Source organism: Fuerstiella sp. (genome assembly GCA_022447225.1).
Taxonomy (GTDB): Bacteria; Planctomycetota; Planctomycetia; order Planctomycetales; family Planctomycetaceae; genus S139-18.
Window position 1 is genome coordinate 306,144 of record JAKVAZ010000008.1, and the last position, 15,266, is coordinate 321,409.

11 protein-coding genes are annotated in these 15,266 nt (G+C 53.0%); 6 read left to right on the plus strand and 5 right to left on the minus strand.

Annotated elements, in window-relative coordinates; genetic code table 11:
- Nucleotides 1-273 precede the first annotated feature (273 nt).
- From MK110_10500 to MK110_10510, 3 genes are all read right to left on the minus strand, one after another.
- On the minus strand, nt 274-3,123 hold the full coding sequence (locus MK110_10500; protein ID MCH2211723.1) for a VCBS repeat-containing protein: 2,850 nt from the start codon (nt 3,121-3,123) through the stop codon (nt 274-276).
- Nucleotides 3,124-3,659: 536 nt separating this feature from the next.
- A complete protein-coding gene (locus MK110_10505; protein MCH2211724.1) occupies nt 3,660-4,619 on the minus strand; it encodes a redoxin domain-containing protein in 960 nt (319 codons plus the stop codon).
- Between the two features lie 21 nt (nt 4,620-4,640).
- Nucleotides 4,641-5,615, minus strand: a complete 975-nt coding sequence (locus MK110_10510; GenBank protein MCH2211725.1) for a sigma-70 family RNA polymerase sigma factor — start codon at nt 5,613-5,615, stop codon at nt 4,641-4,643.
- A gap of 231 nt (nt 5,616-5,846) precedes the next feature.
- Between MK110_10510 and MK110_10515 the strand changes: the two genes are divergently transcribed.
- The 5 genes from MK110_10515 (at nt 5,847) to MK110_10535 (ending at nt 11,254) form a co-directional block, all read left to right on the plus strand.
- Nucleotides 5,847-7,211, plus strand: coding sequence for an FAD-dependent oxidoreductase (locus MK110_10515; GenBank protein MCH2211726.1), 1,365 nt, complete (start codon nt 5,847-5,849; stop codon nt 7,209-7,211).
- Nucleotides 7,212-7,318: 107 nt separating this feature from the next.
- Entirely contained in the window at nt 7,319-8,047 is a 729-nt protein-coding gene (locus MK110_10520) for a DUF1365 domain-containing protein (protein MCH2211727.1), read from the plus strand.
- Nucleotides 8,048-8,115: 68 nt separating this feature from the next.
- The gene (locus tag MK110_10525) at nt 8,116-9,420 is read left to right on the plus strand and encodes a cyclopropane-fatty-acyl-phospholipid synthase family protein (protein ID MCH2211728.1); all 1,305 of its coding nucleotides are present in this window, start codon (nt 8,116-8,118) and stop codon (nt 9,418-9,420) included.
- Nucleotides 9,417-10,487, plus strand: a complete 1,071-nt coding sequence (locus tag MK110_10530) for a cyclopropane-fatty-acyl-phospholipid synthase family protein (protein MCH2211729.1) — start codon at nt 9,417-9,419, stop codon at nt 10,485-10,487. Before MK110_10525 ends, MK110_10530 begins: the two co-directional genes overlap by 4 nt.
- Nucleotides 10,463-11,254 (plus strand): DUF1295 domain-containing protein, encoded by a 792-nt coding sequence (locus MK110_10535; protein MCH2211730.1) that lies wholly within the window; start codon nt 10,463-10,465, stop codon nt 11,252-11,254. The genes MK110_10530 and MK110_10535 overlap by 25 nt, the downstream gene beginning before the upstream one ends.
- Before the next feature lie 123 nt (nt 11,255-11,377).
- Here the strand turns inward: MK110_10535 and MK110_10540 are convergent, their stop codons facing one another.
- A complete protein-coding gene (locus MK110_10540; GenBank protein MCH2211731.1) occupies nt 11,378-11,866 on the minus strand; it encodes an SRPBCC family protein in 489 nt (162 codons plus the stop codon).
- Between the two features lie 130 nt (nt 11,867-11,996).
- Between MK110_10540 and MK110_10545 the strand changes: the two genes are divergently transcribed.
- Entirely contained in the window at nt 11,997-13,238 is a 1,242-nt protein-coding gene (locus tag MK110_10545) for a PQQ-binding-like beta-propeller repeat protein (protein ID MCH2211732.1), read from the plus strand.
- A gap of 260 nt (nt 13,239-13,498) precedes the next feature.
- Here the strand turns inward: MK110_10545 and MK110_10550 are convergent, their stop codons facing one another.
- Nucleotides 13,499-14,617 carry a mannonate dehydratase gene (locus MK110_10550; protein ID MCH2211733.1) on the minus strand — a complete coding sequence of 373 codons (1,119 nt, stop codon included), beginning with the start codon at nt 14,615-14,617 and terminating at the stop codon, nt 13,499-13,501.
- Nucleotides 14,618-15,266: the final 649 nt, after the last annotated feature.

The window sequence follows — 15,266 nt, forward strand, 5'->3', positions numbered from 1 at the left end:
ATGATAGATCCAAAACACGATGTCAACGCAGTCTTTCGGTGCTTTACGTCCGACGTATCGCTGAGCGGTGTGAGAAGTGTCCCGGAGAAAAACGGGAGTTAGCCAATCTCTATAAAGAAAAGATGGCGCCTAAACATCCCAGGCAGGTGTCACGATGAAAGCAACGAGGACCAGCCAGATTTTCCGGACGTGGGGTGATTCAGAAATCACCGAACCACTGCACCTTTGACCAGAGGGAACTGGCAGGTACTTGCCTTGTTCTGCTCATAAAGATTACCTGCGAAGACCAATGGTCACTTCTTCCAAACTCGGGGTGTTCCCACCATCAGGAGTCGTAAAGACGACGCGATACTGAACCCAGCGATGCCCGTCGGGTGTTTTCAGTTCCACATCTGGTTTCCGGAAGTAACTGTCCGATCCGGCGGGCCCCTGAAACAGTTCCTGTTCGAGGGCCTGACGGGAGACAGCGGTGCGAGTTTGAAACTTGATGCCCGTTCCGTGCGGGGTTTGCGCTTTCCAGCTGAGGCGATTAGGGGACTTTCCTTGCGGACAGTAGAGCGGCGCTGAAACATACTGCTCGGCAAGACGACGATCGTAGATGTTGCCGATATCTCTGCCGACGCCAAAGTGGGGACCAAAGCTCGGCACCCATTGTCGACGTGCAGCGGTGTATCCTTCCGGGCCGCCCCAGAAGATGTTTGATCCGACGGTATGGTCCCCCTGGATCACATGGTTGCAGATGAACAGATCCAGCCAACTGTCCTTATTAAAATCGGCAATTGTTAATGCGCTGGATGATTCGGCCGGCAGGAGTGTTCGTCTTGCTTCGCTGTATGATTTGTCAGCCCCCCCCCAATAAATCAGCGCTGGAATTCGGCGGGTGAAATACGCATGGTAATTCGTGAACACAATATCCAGATGGCCGTCCTTATTCAGATCTGCCACCGATGCTTCTAAGGAATTAAATGTTTCCAGTCGGAGTGACCTCTCCTTTGAATAACCGTCAGCCCCCCCCCACAGAATGGAAGCAAATTTGGTCGGCCGCGCTCCGTTATTGATATCCCATCCCCCGCCGAAAATCAGGTCCAGCCAACCGTCGCTGTTTAAGTCGGCGATCTCGATAGTCGAGGCATTGTGGGCCTTTAAAGTTGTCTCACGATCATTGGTGTACATTCCATCAGGAGCACCCCAGAAAATGTGTGTGAGGCCTGTCTCCAGTCCCGGAAATATCAGATCGAGAAACCCGTCCCTGTTCAGGTCTGCAATGTTAACACTTTGACTGAAATGCGTCTGTAACCTGAGCACGGTGGTGTTGCCGGGATTGAAACCGTCCCTGGACCCCCAAACGATCTCGCCGCGCGTCGATTCGATTTCCTGCCCCGCCTCAGAGTACAACGGCCTGAACCCTTCCGGCATTACGAGATCAAGGTAGCCGTCACGGTTGAGATCAGCGATCCCTACCCCCTGTCCTTCCAATTTGCCGGAGGGCCTGATCCGCTGAGACTCAAACCCGTCATGCCCCCCGTAATGGATCACTCCCTGATAGCCGCCGATCACGTCGACATATCCGTCCTGGTTTAAATCGGCGATCCCCAGTGCCGCACAGTCGGGCAGGGTTGTCATCGACGAAGTCGAATAGCGATGACGAACGTTTCCCCAATAGATGAACGAATCGATACCGGCTCGAGAATCAGTCCCGCTGATATGACTGGCAAGGACAAGATCCTGATGGCCGTCCTGGTCCAGGTCCGCAGCGTTGGCACCGCTGGGTGAAAATCCGATAACTTCGCTGCGGTCAGCAACTGTGAAGCCCTCCGGACCATTCCAGTAGATGTACGAGTTAACATCGAGCGTTTTCGCGTCGGATGTATTCGAAAAAGCGATGTCGGTCTGGCCATCACGATTGAAGTCAGCCAGCACGACGTCGCTCGGTTCCAATGTCGGTAGTTCCGTCCGGTGCATCTCCCGATACCCTTCCTCACTTCCCCAGTAGACCAACGAAACCTGCCGGGACGGCGTCCCGGCATCAGCGAACACAAGTTCCGGAAAACCGTCTCCGTTCAGATCACCGGCAGCACAGCGTGTTGCCCGCTGAGTGGCCAGTGTCAGCCAGGCAGACCGTTCAAATCCTCGAGCGGTGCCTCGAAGCAGTTCAGCTTCGCCGCTTTTGTGAACGACGACCAGATCCGGATGTTTGTCACGGTCGAGGTCGGCAAGATACAGCGACCCGGGATCTCTTGACTTCCATGTTTCGCGTCTTTGTCTGGAAAATCCGTCGGCGCTTCCCCAGTAAAGATAAAGACTCTTCTGCTGCAAATTGTTGTTCGCAAAGATAAGTTCCGGGTAGCCATCGCCGTTGAGATCTCCGGCCACGCAGTCGACTGCGGTGACGGTCGGAACCGACGTACGACGTTTCGCGTCAAAACCGGTGGGACCGTTCCAGTACACGTACGATTCGAGATGTCCGTGGGGCTTGACCATAGACAGATGCTCAAAATTCCCCCGGTTGGCAAAGGCCAGGTCGACAAATCCATCTTGGTTAAAGTCTGTTGCCACAACGCCCCCCGCCAGCAGCGTTGGCAATTCGGTCCGTTTTTTCGGATCGAACCCCCCCCTTTCATTCCAGTAAATCAGTGCACCGGAATTGATCGTGTAATTGTGCTTAAAATTGCAGAAGATGATCTCTTCATAGCCATCGTTATTAAGGTCTGCCAGAATCGATCGGCCTCCGCCGTCGCTGGGCAGCCGGGTCGCAGCCTCCTGCCGACTGCGAATTTCATCGAGAAGTTTTAGCCGCGGCAATTGTTCAGGAATGGGCGGCATCAGGGAGCGGGGACCCTGACTGCTGCCCCAGTAGACCAATACATCAGCACCTTCAACGTGGTTATGATCATTGGAAATAAACAAGTCCAGGTAGCCGTCATTGTTCAAGTCAAGACGGTTGATCATCTCGATACGTCCGGCTTTCGCAACGTACAGATTCACGCCGCCATCGCCAGGTGTGCCGGCCGCAAAATCTTCAAAGCTCGAGTGGACCAACTGCGACTCACCACCCACTAACTGCTGGACGGGGAGGACTGCAATCCATGCGGACACATAAAGCGCGGGTAGATATTGCATCATGGATTGTGTCTGTCTCTCTTCGTTGAACTCGTCGCAAAGTCTGCACCCCGTCGCAGAACACACCTCTAACGACACGACTCAGTCGGACACTACAGATCTGGCGATGTCCGAATCCATTTACGGACTGTCAGCCGTCCCGGCACTTCCTGTTGTAGTACCACTCCGAAGTCATCGCGGGATTCAGCAGACCGGTGATAATCCTGCTTAGTATGATAATATCTGCGAAAGATCGCTGCAGCACACAGTCGCACTCTTTCAACAAAGCAGATCATTCTGTTCGGTATCTATGATCGAAGCAGTCTTTGCCCCCTGGAATCACTGCCATGCCACAGAATTTTGCGACAACAATCGGAGGGGACCGTCATCTGAGTCCTTCATGACGGTCAGGAGATCGTGAAAAAAAAAATTTTTCCGTTACCGTCCATCCGGACAGGTATTGGTCAGCAGATAATCGCCAACGTGCGACGATGACGCAGTTATCTGTTCTTCAAAAACACGACAAGAACTGAGACTCCGTGTACGACGGCTTTGTCATATCAGACAACGACTGAATCAGGCGTCGCCTGAACCTGTTGTGCCAGGGCAAAATAGTCCGGCCTGTCCGAAGCACGATCATGCCGAAAACCGCCAAGAATATGACGACAATGGTACAGGTACACACCAGGCATCTGAAAAGTGTTGCGACGGATAATACCATGTCCATGCAGTAAACCGGCGAACAGCCCCCTGACCAACACACGCAGGCCTAACAATTCTGCAAAGGCGCCAAGTTCCAGGCCGAACTGACGATACAACCGCAACGACGGATCGCTAATTCTTGGAACATCGTGCATGTTGTACCCGGAAAAAACATGATTGGGGTCATCCTCGCCAGGATAGACAAGAACAATACCACATCCAGCCGCCTCAATCTGAGTCCGCTGGGCTGAAATGTCTGCCAATGCTTCGCGACAAAACATGCAGCCCGTATCTCGCAGAAAAACAACAAGCTGTGGCTGTTGATCTGCCAGATCATCCAGACGTCTGCCATCGTTGGTGCTCAATTCCCGAATAGGATCATCAGCTTCGGGCATGTCGTATGCCGATGACATCGCCTGGTGGTAGCGCACAGCGCCCCACAAAATCATGGCAAACGGAATCAACCAGACCAGATCATTGGTCACAATTGTCCAGCCGAGTGACGCCGGCAACGTCCCTCCCGCAACACCGAATGCAAAACCAATCGGCCCGAAGATCTTTCCCAGAAGTCCCACCAGCGTCACTGGCCAGTGTCGGTAAGGACCACGAGCGGCAATCAAATAGCCTATCCCGTACACACCAACGATCATCCCGATACACTGCCAGAAATGTACGGAGACCGCAGTCGTTTCCACACCCAGCCAGCCCAGCATTCTATTGGGGATCACGATCGCGATCAGGGCCCACAACAAATTGTAGAGACCAGCCCCGATTAACAGAGGGCTCATCCATGGTCGCGGCTGGTAAGTCGTATTCATATTGTATCACCGTACAGATAACTATTTAGGCCCAAACGTTGCTTCAAACGGTTGGGCCACCCTTCCAAGTTTCTCAATACTCTTCTGAAGAATCTGCCGAACTCGTTCCTTGCTGATTCCCAGTTCTTCACCCAGTTCGCGCAACGACTGACCTCTCCCGGACGGGACAAGCCCAAACCGTCCACGCACAATGGCACACTCTCGCGGATCAAGCAGTTTGTCTAACTGAGTCAGAATACTGTCAGCCGCCGCGGTGATGTCTTCGGGAGTCGGAATGTCGGTGTCATCTGTCGAAGCATTTGATAACAGCAGCTCCTTTTCAGTCACTTCTCGCCGTTTCTGCCTGTTTCGCCGATTCATCAATCGATAGAGGTGTCGCTGAACCGCGTGGGTTACATAGGTGCTGAATCTATATCCTCGGGCAAAATCAAACTTGTCGATCGCATTCAGCAGAATCGCATTTCCTTCAGCAACGAACTCTTCACGTTCATCCTCTGAAGAAGCCTGTTTCCCTGCGATCGATACCACCAGTCGCAGGTTTGCCCGTGCAATTTCCTCCCGTGTCTTTTCGGCATCAGCAAGCAATCGCGACACTTCTTTTAACTTTTTCGCAGAAGGTCGATTTTTCGCGTGCAGAGTTGTCTGAAGGGCACTGGCGCGAAATCGCAGAAAGTTCAGTTTCTTGAACAGAAACTGCTCACCTTCAAATGACAATAATCGACTGTTTTCCAGTGCACTCAGAAATGTTTCCGCTGCCTGACCTGGGTCGAGCGGGCCCGGTCGGCCAGCTTCGGCAGCATACAGGACTCCGTCAATTTCCTGAAAATCACGTTCCGATGCTGACTTAAAGCTGTCATTCGGAATGAACTGAATGTCCGGATCAGCCAACTCAACCTCAGCTTTTGAGTGACCACAAACACCCAAAATGGAATCAAAAATAACGGAAAACCTTCGAATCAGTATTTTGGAGTCGGTGGGGGCCCGATCATGAACCACTGATCCTTCATCTTACCTGGTGCATTGCCTGCTTAACAATTTTAGACTGATTCAGGTGTATGACCACACAATTTAGATCGATTGATACGAGTCGGCCCGGCACAATTCCTGAGGTCGTCTCAAACCTGGAAAAACGGGGATCCTGCGAGCGCAATAGCCAGCTATTTTCGCTGAAATCCAGTGGCACCCCATTGACCACTGGTCAGGCCGTGGCCGGAGTCTAAAAATCTGGTGGTACATCAACCGTGGCCGGAGAAACGTGTGCGTATTGCTGTGATCGGATCGGGGATCTCCGGCCTTGTGTGCGCTCGCCTGATGATGCGGGACCACCAGGTCTCTGTATTTGAAGCCGATTCCCGAATCGGTGGTCACTCCAATACGGTTTCGGTGCCAGTAGACGACACGGTTCATCACATCGACACGGGATTCATCGTCTACAACGATAAGACCTATCCTGTTTTCTCAAGCATTCTCGACGACCTGGGTGTCAGAACGCAGCCCACGTCAATGAGTTTCAGCGTCCGCTGCGACCGAACGGGACTGGAATACAATGGTACGTCGCTAAACGGACTTTTTGCTCAGCGACGGAATCTGGTCCGCCCGTCGTTCCTCAAAATGCTGCGGGACATTCACCGCTTTAACCAACAGGGCCCTCGCGACTGCCACACTGTGTCACCCGAACTGACCGTGGCCACCTATCTTGCTGAACGAGGTTACTCCAGGCAGTTCGCTGAACAGTACCTGCTGCCAATGGGAGCCGCTATTTGGTCCTGTCCGTGTCGAGATTTTGCTCAGTTCCCAATCCGTTTTATCCTCGAATTCTACGTTCATCACGGATTACTCAGCCTGAGAGATCGTCCGGTGTGGCGAATCGTTCAGGGCGGGTCGCGGGAATATGTGCGACGCCTGTCAGCCCCTTTTGAACACCGAATTCAGCTGAATTGCCCGGTGTCGTCGGTTCATCGCGCCATGGACCATGTGACCGTCTGTCACCGCAACGGTCAGGAAAAGTTCGACGAAATCGTGTTCGCCTGCCACAGTGACCAGGCTCTTCGCCTGCTGAGCGACGCTGATCAGCTGGAGACAGAACTGCTTTCTGCCTTTCCTTACAGTTCCAATACTGCTGTCCTTCACACAGACGAAACAGTCCTTCCAGTCAGAAGACGTGCCTGGGCCAGCTGGAATTACCACATTGCCAGACAGGATTCCGTCCGTCCTGCTGTGACGTACAATATGAACATCCTGCAGCACATTCAGTCCCCACATACATTTTGCGTCACACTCAATGAACAACACCTGATTGACCCCGGAAAGGTTCTGGCAGAGTTCCGCTACTCACATCCACAATTCACCACGCAGCGCACGTCTGTCCAGCAACGTCATCCCGAAGTGATTCGTCATCGAAGGACATCGTTCTGCGGTGCTTATTGGCGCAACGGATTTCATGAAGACGGAGTGCTCAGCGCCTTGGCGGTTTGCAGACAATTCGGAATCTCCGGCTGGACCGCGGATACGGAAGCATCGCCGTCGATTGTCCGACGCCACAACATCTCGCCCGTGGATTCGTCTAACGCCACATCTCCGGGAGATGCTTAATGCCACTGGCCCCCCGGAAACAATCGTCCAGGAAACTGATAAACCGTCAGCAGAAAACGTCGTCGGACAGCGACTCTGAACAACTGCGCAGCTGTCTTTACCAGGGAATGATCCAGCACCACCGCCGACGTCCCGTACGGCACCTGTTCAGAAACCGGTTATTTCTGATGTACCTTGACCTGGACGAGATTGAACGAGTGTTTCAGATTCCACGGATCTGGTCCACAAAACGCTTCAGTCTGGTCCGGTTTCGACGAGCCGATTATCACGGAGACCCCACACGTCCGTTGTCAGTATGTGTGCGTGATACCGTGTTCCAACACACGGGACAGCGTGTGAATGGCCCGATACGTCTGCTGACACATGTCCGTTACTTCGGCTTCGTGTTCAATCCAATTTCAATTTACTACTGTTTTGACGAATCAGATACGCGTGTTGAAGCCGTCATGGCGGAAGTCACTAATACACCCTGGAACGAACGACATTGCTACGTGATTGCCTGTAAACAACAGGATCACGTCATCCGTTTCAAAAACGACAAACAATTTCATGTCTCGCCGTTCATGGAGATGGAAATGACCTATCACTGGCGATTGACAGTTCCGGCAGTCCGCACTTCGGTCTGTATCACCAGTCACGATTGCCAGGGTCGTTTATTTGATACCAAACTATTGCTGCAACGTCACCGGCTGTCCCCCTGGAGTGCGATCCTCATGTTGCTGCGTTTTCCGCTGATGACAGTTCAGGTTGTCCTTGCCATCTACTGGCAGGCACTGCGTTTGTGGCTGCGGCGTGCACCATTTGTCCCTCATCCCCGTCGACGCAGACCGGCCTGACCACAACTTCCTGTGGAAGGGCACCCGTGTTCAAACTGCATGGATTCCACCCGTTTCAGAACAACGAAATGACTTCCAGTACGAAATCAATCCAAGCTGTATCACAGACGCAGTCTTCCGGTCTAACGACCACTCCGCAGCAGACAGGCGGCATCAACACTCTGACCTGGATTCAGCGTGTCTCACGTCGAATCGTACTGTCCTGGCTGGAAAAACTGGAAGATGGCCAGATCCATTATGTCGACGCGGAACGACAGATCGCCTGTGGCAGTCCCGGCACAACAGAACTGCAGACGGAGTGGATTGTAAATGACCCTCGCTTCTTCAGTCAGCTGGCCGCCGGAGGCAGTCTCGGACTGGCCGAATCATACCTGCGGAACTACTGGCAGACTGACGATCTGACTGACCTGCTGCGGATGCTGTATCGCAATCTGGCTCGTGTCCCTGCCGGTTCCTCCGGACTGGCCGTACTGTCACGGGTCCTGAATCGTGTGGCCTTTCGAATCAACAGCAACACCCGACAGCGCAGTCGACGCCACATTGCAGCTCACTACGATCTGTGTAACGAGTTCTTTGAGCTGTTTCTGGACCCGACGATGATGTACTCGTCAGGCTGGTTTGAAACGAGTGATTCATCCCTGCACCAGGCATCGGTCGCCAAACTGGACCGCATTTGTCGCAAACTGGATCTGAGACCCACCGATGAGGTCCTGGAAATCGGCACCGGCTGGGGTGGATTCGCACTGCACGCTGTCAGGAACTTCGGTTGCGGACTGACGACGACCACAATCTCCGACGCCCAGTTCAGCAAAGCCCGCAGTCGAATCATCGAAGCGGGAATATCCGATCGCGTGCAACTGCTGAATAACGACTATCGTGACCTTGACGGGCAGTATGACAAAATCGTTTCCATTGAAATGGTGGAGGCGGTTGGCGAGAAATACCTTGACACCTATTTCCAACACTGTGCCCGGTTGCTCAAACCCGGCGGACGTTTCGTGATCCAGGCGATCGTTATGCCCGAAGATCGATATGACAGTTATCGACGATCTGTCGACTTTATTCAGCAATACATTTTTCCAGGAGGATTTCTGCCATCGGTGTCCGCAATACAGAATTCTGTAGGCCGAACGTCAAATCTGCGGCTTGAGTCACTGGAAGATCTTTCCGAACACTACGCCAGAACGCTGAAGGAATGGCGACATCAGTTTTTTGATCATATCAGTGATGTACGGAAACTGGGTTTCGACGACCGATTCATTCGTATGTGGGAGTATTACTTATGTTATTGCGAAGCTGCTTTTCTTGAACAGGCCGTCAGAGTAGTACAGATCGTATGGGACAAACCTTATCATCAGCCGGTCAATCGATGACTGCACCAAAAAGTCGTCACCGGGTTCCGGGAATACTGTTGCGGGCAGCGGAACGCGGCTGCCTGCCGGATTCTTTGATCCGGCTGGGCATTCGCCGACTGCTAAGAAATCGACTGCGCGATCTGAGAAACCGATCGGACGAATACCGGTTTAGCGAATTCCTCAAGTCTGCTTCCTCAGAAGACATCGCGGTGGTCCCCGAGAAGGCAAATGACCAGCACTACGAAGTTCCTGCATCATTTTTTCAACAGGTTCTCGGTGCACGGCTGAAATACAGCAGTTGCTGCTGGCCGGACGGAGTGGACAGCCTCAATGCTGCAGAAGAAGAAGCACTGCAACGCACCTGTAAAAATGCTGATGTGCACGATGGCATGGATGTTCTCGAACTCGGCTGTGGATGGGGTTCACTGTCACTGTGGATGGCGGAGAGATTTCCAAAGAGCCGCATCACCGCCGTTTCGAATTCACAATCTCAGCGCGAATATATTCAGCACCAGGCAACGTCACTGGGGTTCAGAAACCTGACGGTGGTGACTGCCGACATGAATGACTTCGAATCAGATCAGCGTTTCGACCGAATTGTCTCTGTGGAAATGTTTGAACACATGCGTAACCATCAGAAACTCTTACAACGAATTTATAACTGGTTGCGACCGCAGGGCCGATTGCTCGTTCACATCTTCTGTCATCGAAAGACTCCCTATCTTTTCGAAACAGACGGAGAAGATAACTGGATGGGGCGCTATTTCTTCACCGGAGGCATGATGCCCAGTGTGGATCTTTTACCCAAATGTGACGGTCCAATGTCACTGATCAATCAATGGAACTGGAATGGAATACACTACGCAAAGACGTGTCGAGCCTGGCTCGAAAACCAGGATGCGGCGTCCGACAGCCTGCGGCCCGTGCTAATTGAATGTTACGGTCAGGAGCAGGCAACTCGCTGGCATCACCGCTGGCGTCTGTTCTTCATGGCCTGCGAAGAATTGTTTAAATTCAATGGCGGAAATGAATGGTTCGTGTCCCACTATCTTTTTGAGCGATGTCCGAACAACTCTTCAGCGTAGTTGCCAATTCTGCATGCGTCATTAGTACTTTGATGATCTTGACATGGATCATCAGTCTGTGCCTCAAAGATGTCAGCATCGTGGATCTCATCTGGGGACCAGGCTTCGTACTCACTGGATGGACCGCTTTTCTGACGACATCCGGGTCCGCAGGCTGGCTTCTGCCGTTGCTAACTTCCGTCTGGGGCCTGAGACTGTCTTGCTATCTGGCATGGCGAAATCATGGCCAGCCGGAGGATTACCGTTACCAGGCCATGCGGAAACGCCATGGAAGAACTTTTCCAATGCTCAGTCTGGTGACGATATTCGGATTACAGGGTGTTGTGATGTGGATCGTATCGCTGCCTCTGCAGTGGGGTGCGATTACGATCGATTCCGGCTGGCACTGGCTCCGGATCCCCGGGGTGACTCTGTGGGCAATCGGATTATTTTTCGAAACCGTCGGCGACTGGCAACTGGCTCAATTCAAAGCGAATCCAGACAGTTCAGGAAAGGTGCTCGATACTGGATTGTGGCGTTTCACACGACATCCCAACTACTTCGGGGATTTCCTCGTTTGGTGGGGGCTGTACTTCGTTGCAGTGTCAGCCAGTGGAGCCTGGTGGACAGTGATCGGTCCAGCCGTGATGTCGTTGTTTCTGATGCGAATCTCCGGGGTCACGCTGCTGGAGAAAACACTGAAAAAAACAAAGCCACAATACGCCGATTACATTTCCCGAACAAACGCGTTTTTCCCCGGGCGGCCAGAGACCTCACACGAATCCTGACCGGACAGACTGCGGTCAAAACTGCCAGCCGGTCAACAACGTCGTCTGCATCGGAACCCGTCTCGACCGCCCCGCGTTTCCAGTTCGAATCCAAAAGCCGCCAACATTCAGAGGAATCCACTGTCAAACGACAGGGGACCTGGTTGCTGAAAACTTCTCTGCCAGACACTGTTGTCGATAACGGAATATCTTTTTCAGATCCGGCTCGACCAACAGCCGGTTGACCAGACGACCACCGGGAGCCGAATACTCTACCATGTCCTTCATCAGAGTCTGGTTACCTGATTCCTCAAATGTATGTGTGTGCCGCCACAATCGATAGGGACCTCGAATTTGAGTGTCAACAAATTGAAAGGGCGGGTCCCACTCGGAGATCACCGTCCGCCAGCGAATCGGAATCCAGTGCAGACGCAAACGGTAATCAATGAGAGTACCGTTCTGCATATCGATGGGCAGCGGTGTTCGAATCCGGAATTTGAGCCACGGGGGAGTAATCGCTTCCAGATTCCCTGCATCGGCGAAGAAGGCAAATACGGATTCCACCGAACCACAAAATTGCTGCTCTGCCGTGAGTATCGTTGTGCCGGCATCTGTGGGGTTGATCTGAATCATTGGTCTGATTAGGTTCTCGAACATCACATGGTCCGCAAATCAACTCTGAAACAGCTGGGCATTCTGTCCGCTGCGTCTAAACTAGAGAAGCGTCATTCGGATTCAGTTGAAGATTAACTGGTGATTAGACATGCCCCGATATTTGACCATCGGCTTGTTGTTGTTCGCATCCGCTGACACACAATCGGCAGACTGGCCGCAGTGGCGAGGTCCCACCCGTGACTGTCGAATCTCCACACCGGCAGAGTGGCCGGACTCACTGAGTGCGGAACATCTCACACGGTCGTGGCGAATTTCTCTGGGGCCCGGCTATTCGGGACCCATCGTTTCAGGACCTCGTGTTTTCGTAACTGAAACACTTTCAAAAACTGACGAAGTTGTACGAGCACTGGATCGCCGAACCGGCAAACAACTCTGGAAAGCCGAATGGCAGGGATCTCTGAACGTCCCCTTCTTCGCGAGGGAAAATGGAAGTTGGATTCGTTCAACACCCGCCAGCGACGGTCAAAATCTGTATGTGGCCGGAATTCGCGATGTTCTTGTCAGTCTGAACGCTGAAACCGGACACGAAAACTGGCGAGTGGACTTTGTCAAAACATTCAATGCGGCTGTTCCGGGATTCGGAACGGTCTGTTCGCCTCTGCCGGACGGTGAATTTATCTATCTGCAGGCGGCTGCGTCAGTCCTGAAACTGAATAAATCCGACGGCAAAATCATCTGGCGATCAACACCCGAATCCGGCGGGTTGCTGGGGTCAGGAATGAGCACCAGTGCTTTTTCTTCTCCTGTGATGGCAACCATTGCAGGCCATCGCCAACTGGTCGTGCAAAGCCGAAAATCACTCTTTGGGCTGGATCTGAAAACCGGACAGCGGCTGTGGTCCCGCAATGTCAAAGCGTTTCGCGGCATGAACATTCTCACTCCAACAGTAGTCGGAAACACCGTTTTCACAAGTACCTATGGTGGCGGAACGTTTCTTTATGAAGTGACCAGGTCAGACAGCGGATTTCAGGTCAAAGAAGCCTGGAATACCAGCAAACAGGGCTACATGTCGTCTCCGGCTGTGATCAACGGACGTGTTTTTCTACACCTGCGGAACCGACGACTGACCTGTATCAACCCTGCGAATGGTGAAACGAACTGGACCACTCGGCCGTTCGGTAAATACTGGAGCATGGTTTCCAACGGCAAACGTCTGCTGGCACTGGATCAAAACGGGGAACTGCGTCTGATCGATGCGAGTCCCGACGAATATCGCGAATTGTCCCGGCGCCGTATCAGCGAATCAGAGACCTGGGGCCACCTGGCAGCTGCGGACCGACAATTATTTGTTCGTGAGCTGAACGCACTCACCGTATGGAAATGGCAGTAAACCCCGTCATCCGAAATTTTCGGTCAACAGATCTTTCCACTGACAGCACCGAAACGTTTCAATAGTCCGGAACGGTATTCCGGAACCGGTATTCCGGACACATGGGGACGTGTTCCAGATCTCAACACAAATCCATCCCCAAACAGACGGCTCCACCCCCAAACAGACGGCTCCACAATTTGACGCCATCGTGTACGCCATCATCGAACCGGACTCAAACGAACAGGTATCCGCTGAGCCTTGTCCGGACAGCCACCAATTTAGACTTCGTTGCCCACCACCTGAATAAGTGCCTTGATATAACCAAAGCCGTAGGCAAACGCCTGGCGTCCTCGCGGGTCGTCCTTATGGTGAGGCATGTGGTCAGGCATGACCAGATAGGGATAATCAACATCGCGGAGGGCCTGCATGACAGTGAGCATGTTCATATCACCTTCGTCAGGGTACACCTCTGCAAAATTGTCACGGGTGCCGCGGATATTCCGGAAATGGATGTTAAAAATTTTGTCTCGTTCGCCGAAGTAGCGAATCACATCCACGATTTCACCTGCAGGGTCGAACAGCATTTCCGCCGTGCTGCCGATGCACAAATTAAGACCGTGATAAGGATTCTCGGCAATATCCACAAACCGCTTCATCCCGGCGACAGTCCCCAGCACACGATCAATACCGCGGTAACCCTGCGGAGGCATGCCGGGATCATGCGGATGCAGAGCCAGTCGAACCTTGTTCTCTGCCGCAACCGGCACGACTCTTTCAAGAAAATACGTGATCCGCTCCCAGAACAGATCACCGGGTACCTCACCGGCACGTGTGAGTGGTAATTGGGGAGCCTTGTCATACACCCATGTGCTGTACTCTGAACCGCCCCGACCGGGCGTGGGTTTTGTTCGAGTGACCTTCATGATGCTCAGGTTATATTTGACACAGGGGATCCCGGCCCTGGCAGCGGTGCGAATCATGTCACAGAACAGATCAATTTCCTGGTCCCGCTGCGGATCTTTGCCCAGCAGAATATTCGGAAACGGCCCGTAAAGTGTGCCGGAACTGAGAGCCCCGCCGAGCACTTCCAGTTTGAGTCCCGATGCATCACAGGCATCCTGCATGTAACGAAGTTCGTCCAGGTCCCAGCGACGTTCTTCTGAGATCGTAGGGAAGCCGCAAATTCCTTCGACGCCGTGCCGGACGCAGAACTGCAGCAGTTCGTCCGACATAATGTTTCCGCTGGGGTCGTGGTGAGACCGCTGACTGCCAAGCCGCATACGGACCTTTTTGGGTGCGGAAGCACCGGATCCCTGGTTCCGGGCCTGCACCGGCGTGATGGCTGCTGCTCCCGCAACTCCTGCTCCCAGCGTGTGAACGAAAGATCTGCGGTCCATGGGTCGCCCCCTTCTACAAGTGCCAGATGATGTATTGTGTGCCCTGATCTTACCAGATGACCTGTGATCGTGGCAGTTGCAGTTGATGCAAGTCATTAAATGGTTTGATGTCGGGCAGATGCCGCCGCGGTTGATATCAGACACACCTGGTGACACTCAAATCCTGTTCCCCTTGATCCGGCGGCCCGTTAACAAGTTTCTCTAACACGGGCTGAGCCCCCCCGTGTCCCCGACCAAATCACAGTCCGTTTTTTTTCGTCGGCTTTTTTCGACCGGTCTGGGTCTCGCCTCAGCAATGACCTCAGAGGCCACTCACATCACTCATCTGTAATGATCACATGCCATCACAACATCAGCCTGTGTTCCCGACAAACCCGTGACCAAACTACTGAGTACCTGACGCTGCCAGGCAATCAACAACTCCATCACCGCAGCCGGAAATATTTGCGTACACAGTCCCGACCTCGGCAGTAAACCGGTCACAGTAGATTCAAAGGCCGACCGTACTGTGATTGTCGGAGACGACCGAACATTTCGTTGCCGGAAAGAAGGACAGAAATGCAGTCCGGTGGGACGGCAGACTGAGCCTCGACGCTAACCGGCCTTTTTTCGATTGGTTACCCCGGATCTTTCAATACTTCAGTCGATG

What these genes read in the sequence shown, in the direction of transcription:
- MK110_10500 (MCH2211723.1), bottom strand. Translation starts at nt 3,123, where the DNA reads ATGATGCAATATCTACCCGCGCTTTATGTGTCCGCATGGATTGCAGTC.
- MK110_10505 (MCH2211724.1), bottom strand. Translation starts at nt 4,619, where the DNA reads ATGAATACGACTTACCAGCCGCGACCATGGATGAGCCCTCTGTTAATC.
- MK110_10520 (MCH2211727.1), top strand. Translation starts at nt 7,319, where the DNA reads ATGATCCAGCACCACCGCCGACGTCCCGTACGGCACCTGTTCAGAAAC.
- MK110_10525 (MCH2211728.1), top strand. Translation starts at nt 8,116, where the DNA reads ATGACTTCCAGTACGAAATCAATCCAAGCTGTATCACAGACGCAGTCT.
- MK110_10530 (MCH2211729.1), top strand. Translation starts at nt 9,417, where the DNA reads ATGACTGCACCAAAAAGTCGTCACCGGGTTCCGGGAATACTGTTGCGG.
- MK110_10535 (MCH2211730.1), top strand. Translation starts at nt 10,463, where the DNA reads ATGTCCGAACAACTCTTCAGCGTAGTTGCCAATTCTGCATGCGTCATT.
- MK110_10540 (MCH2211731.1), bottom strand. Translation starts at nt 11,866, where the DNA reads ATGATTCAGATCAACCCCACAGATGCCGGCACAACGATACTCACGGCA.
- MK110_10545 (MCH2211732.1), top strand. Translation starts at nt 11,997, where the DNA reads ATGCCCCGATATTTGACCATCGGCTTGTTGTTGTTCGCATCCGCTGAC.
- MK110_10550 (MCH2211733.1), bottom strand. Translation starts at nt 14,617, where the DNA reads ATGGACCGCAGATCTTTCGTTCACACGCTGGGAGCAGGAGTTGCGGGA.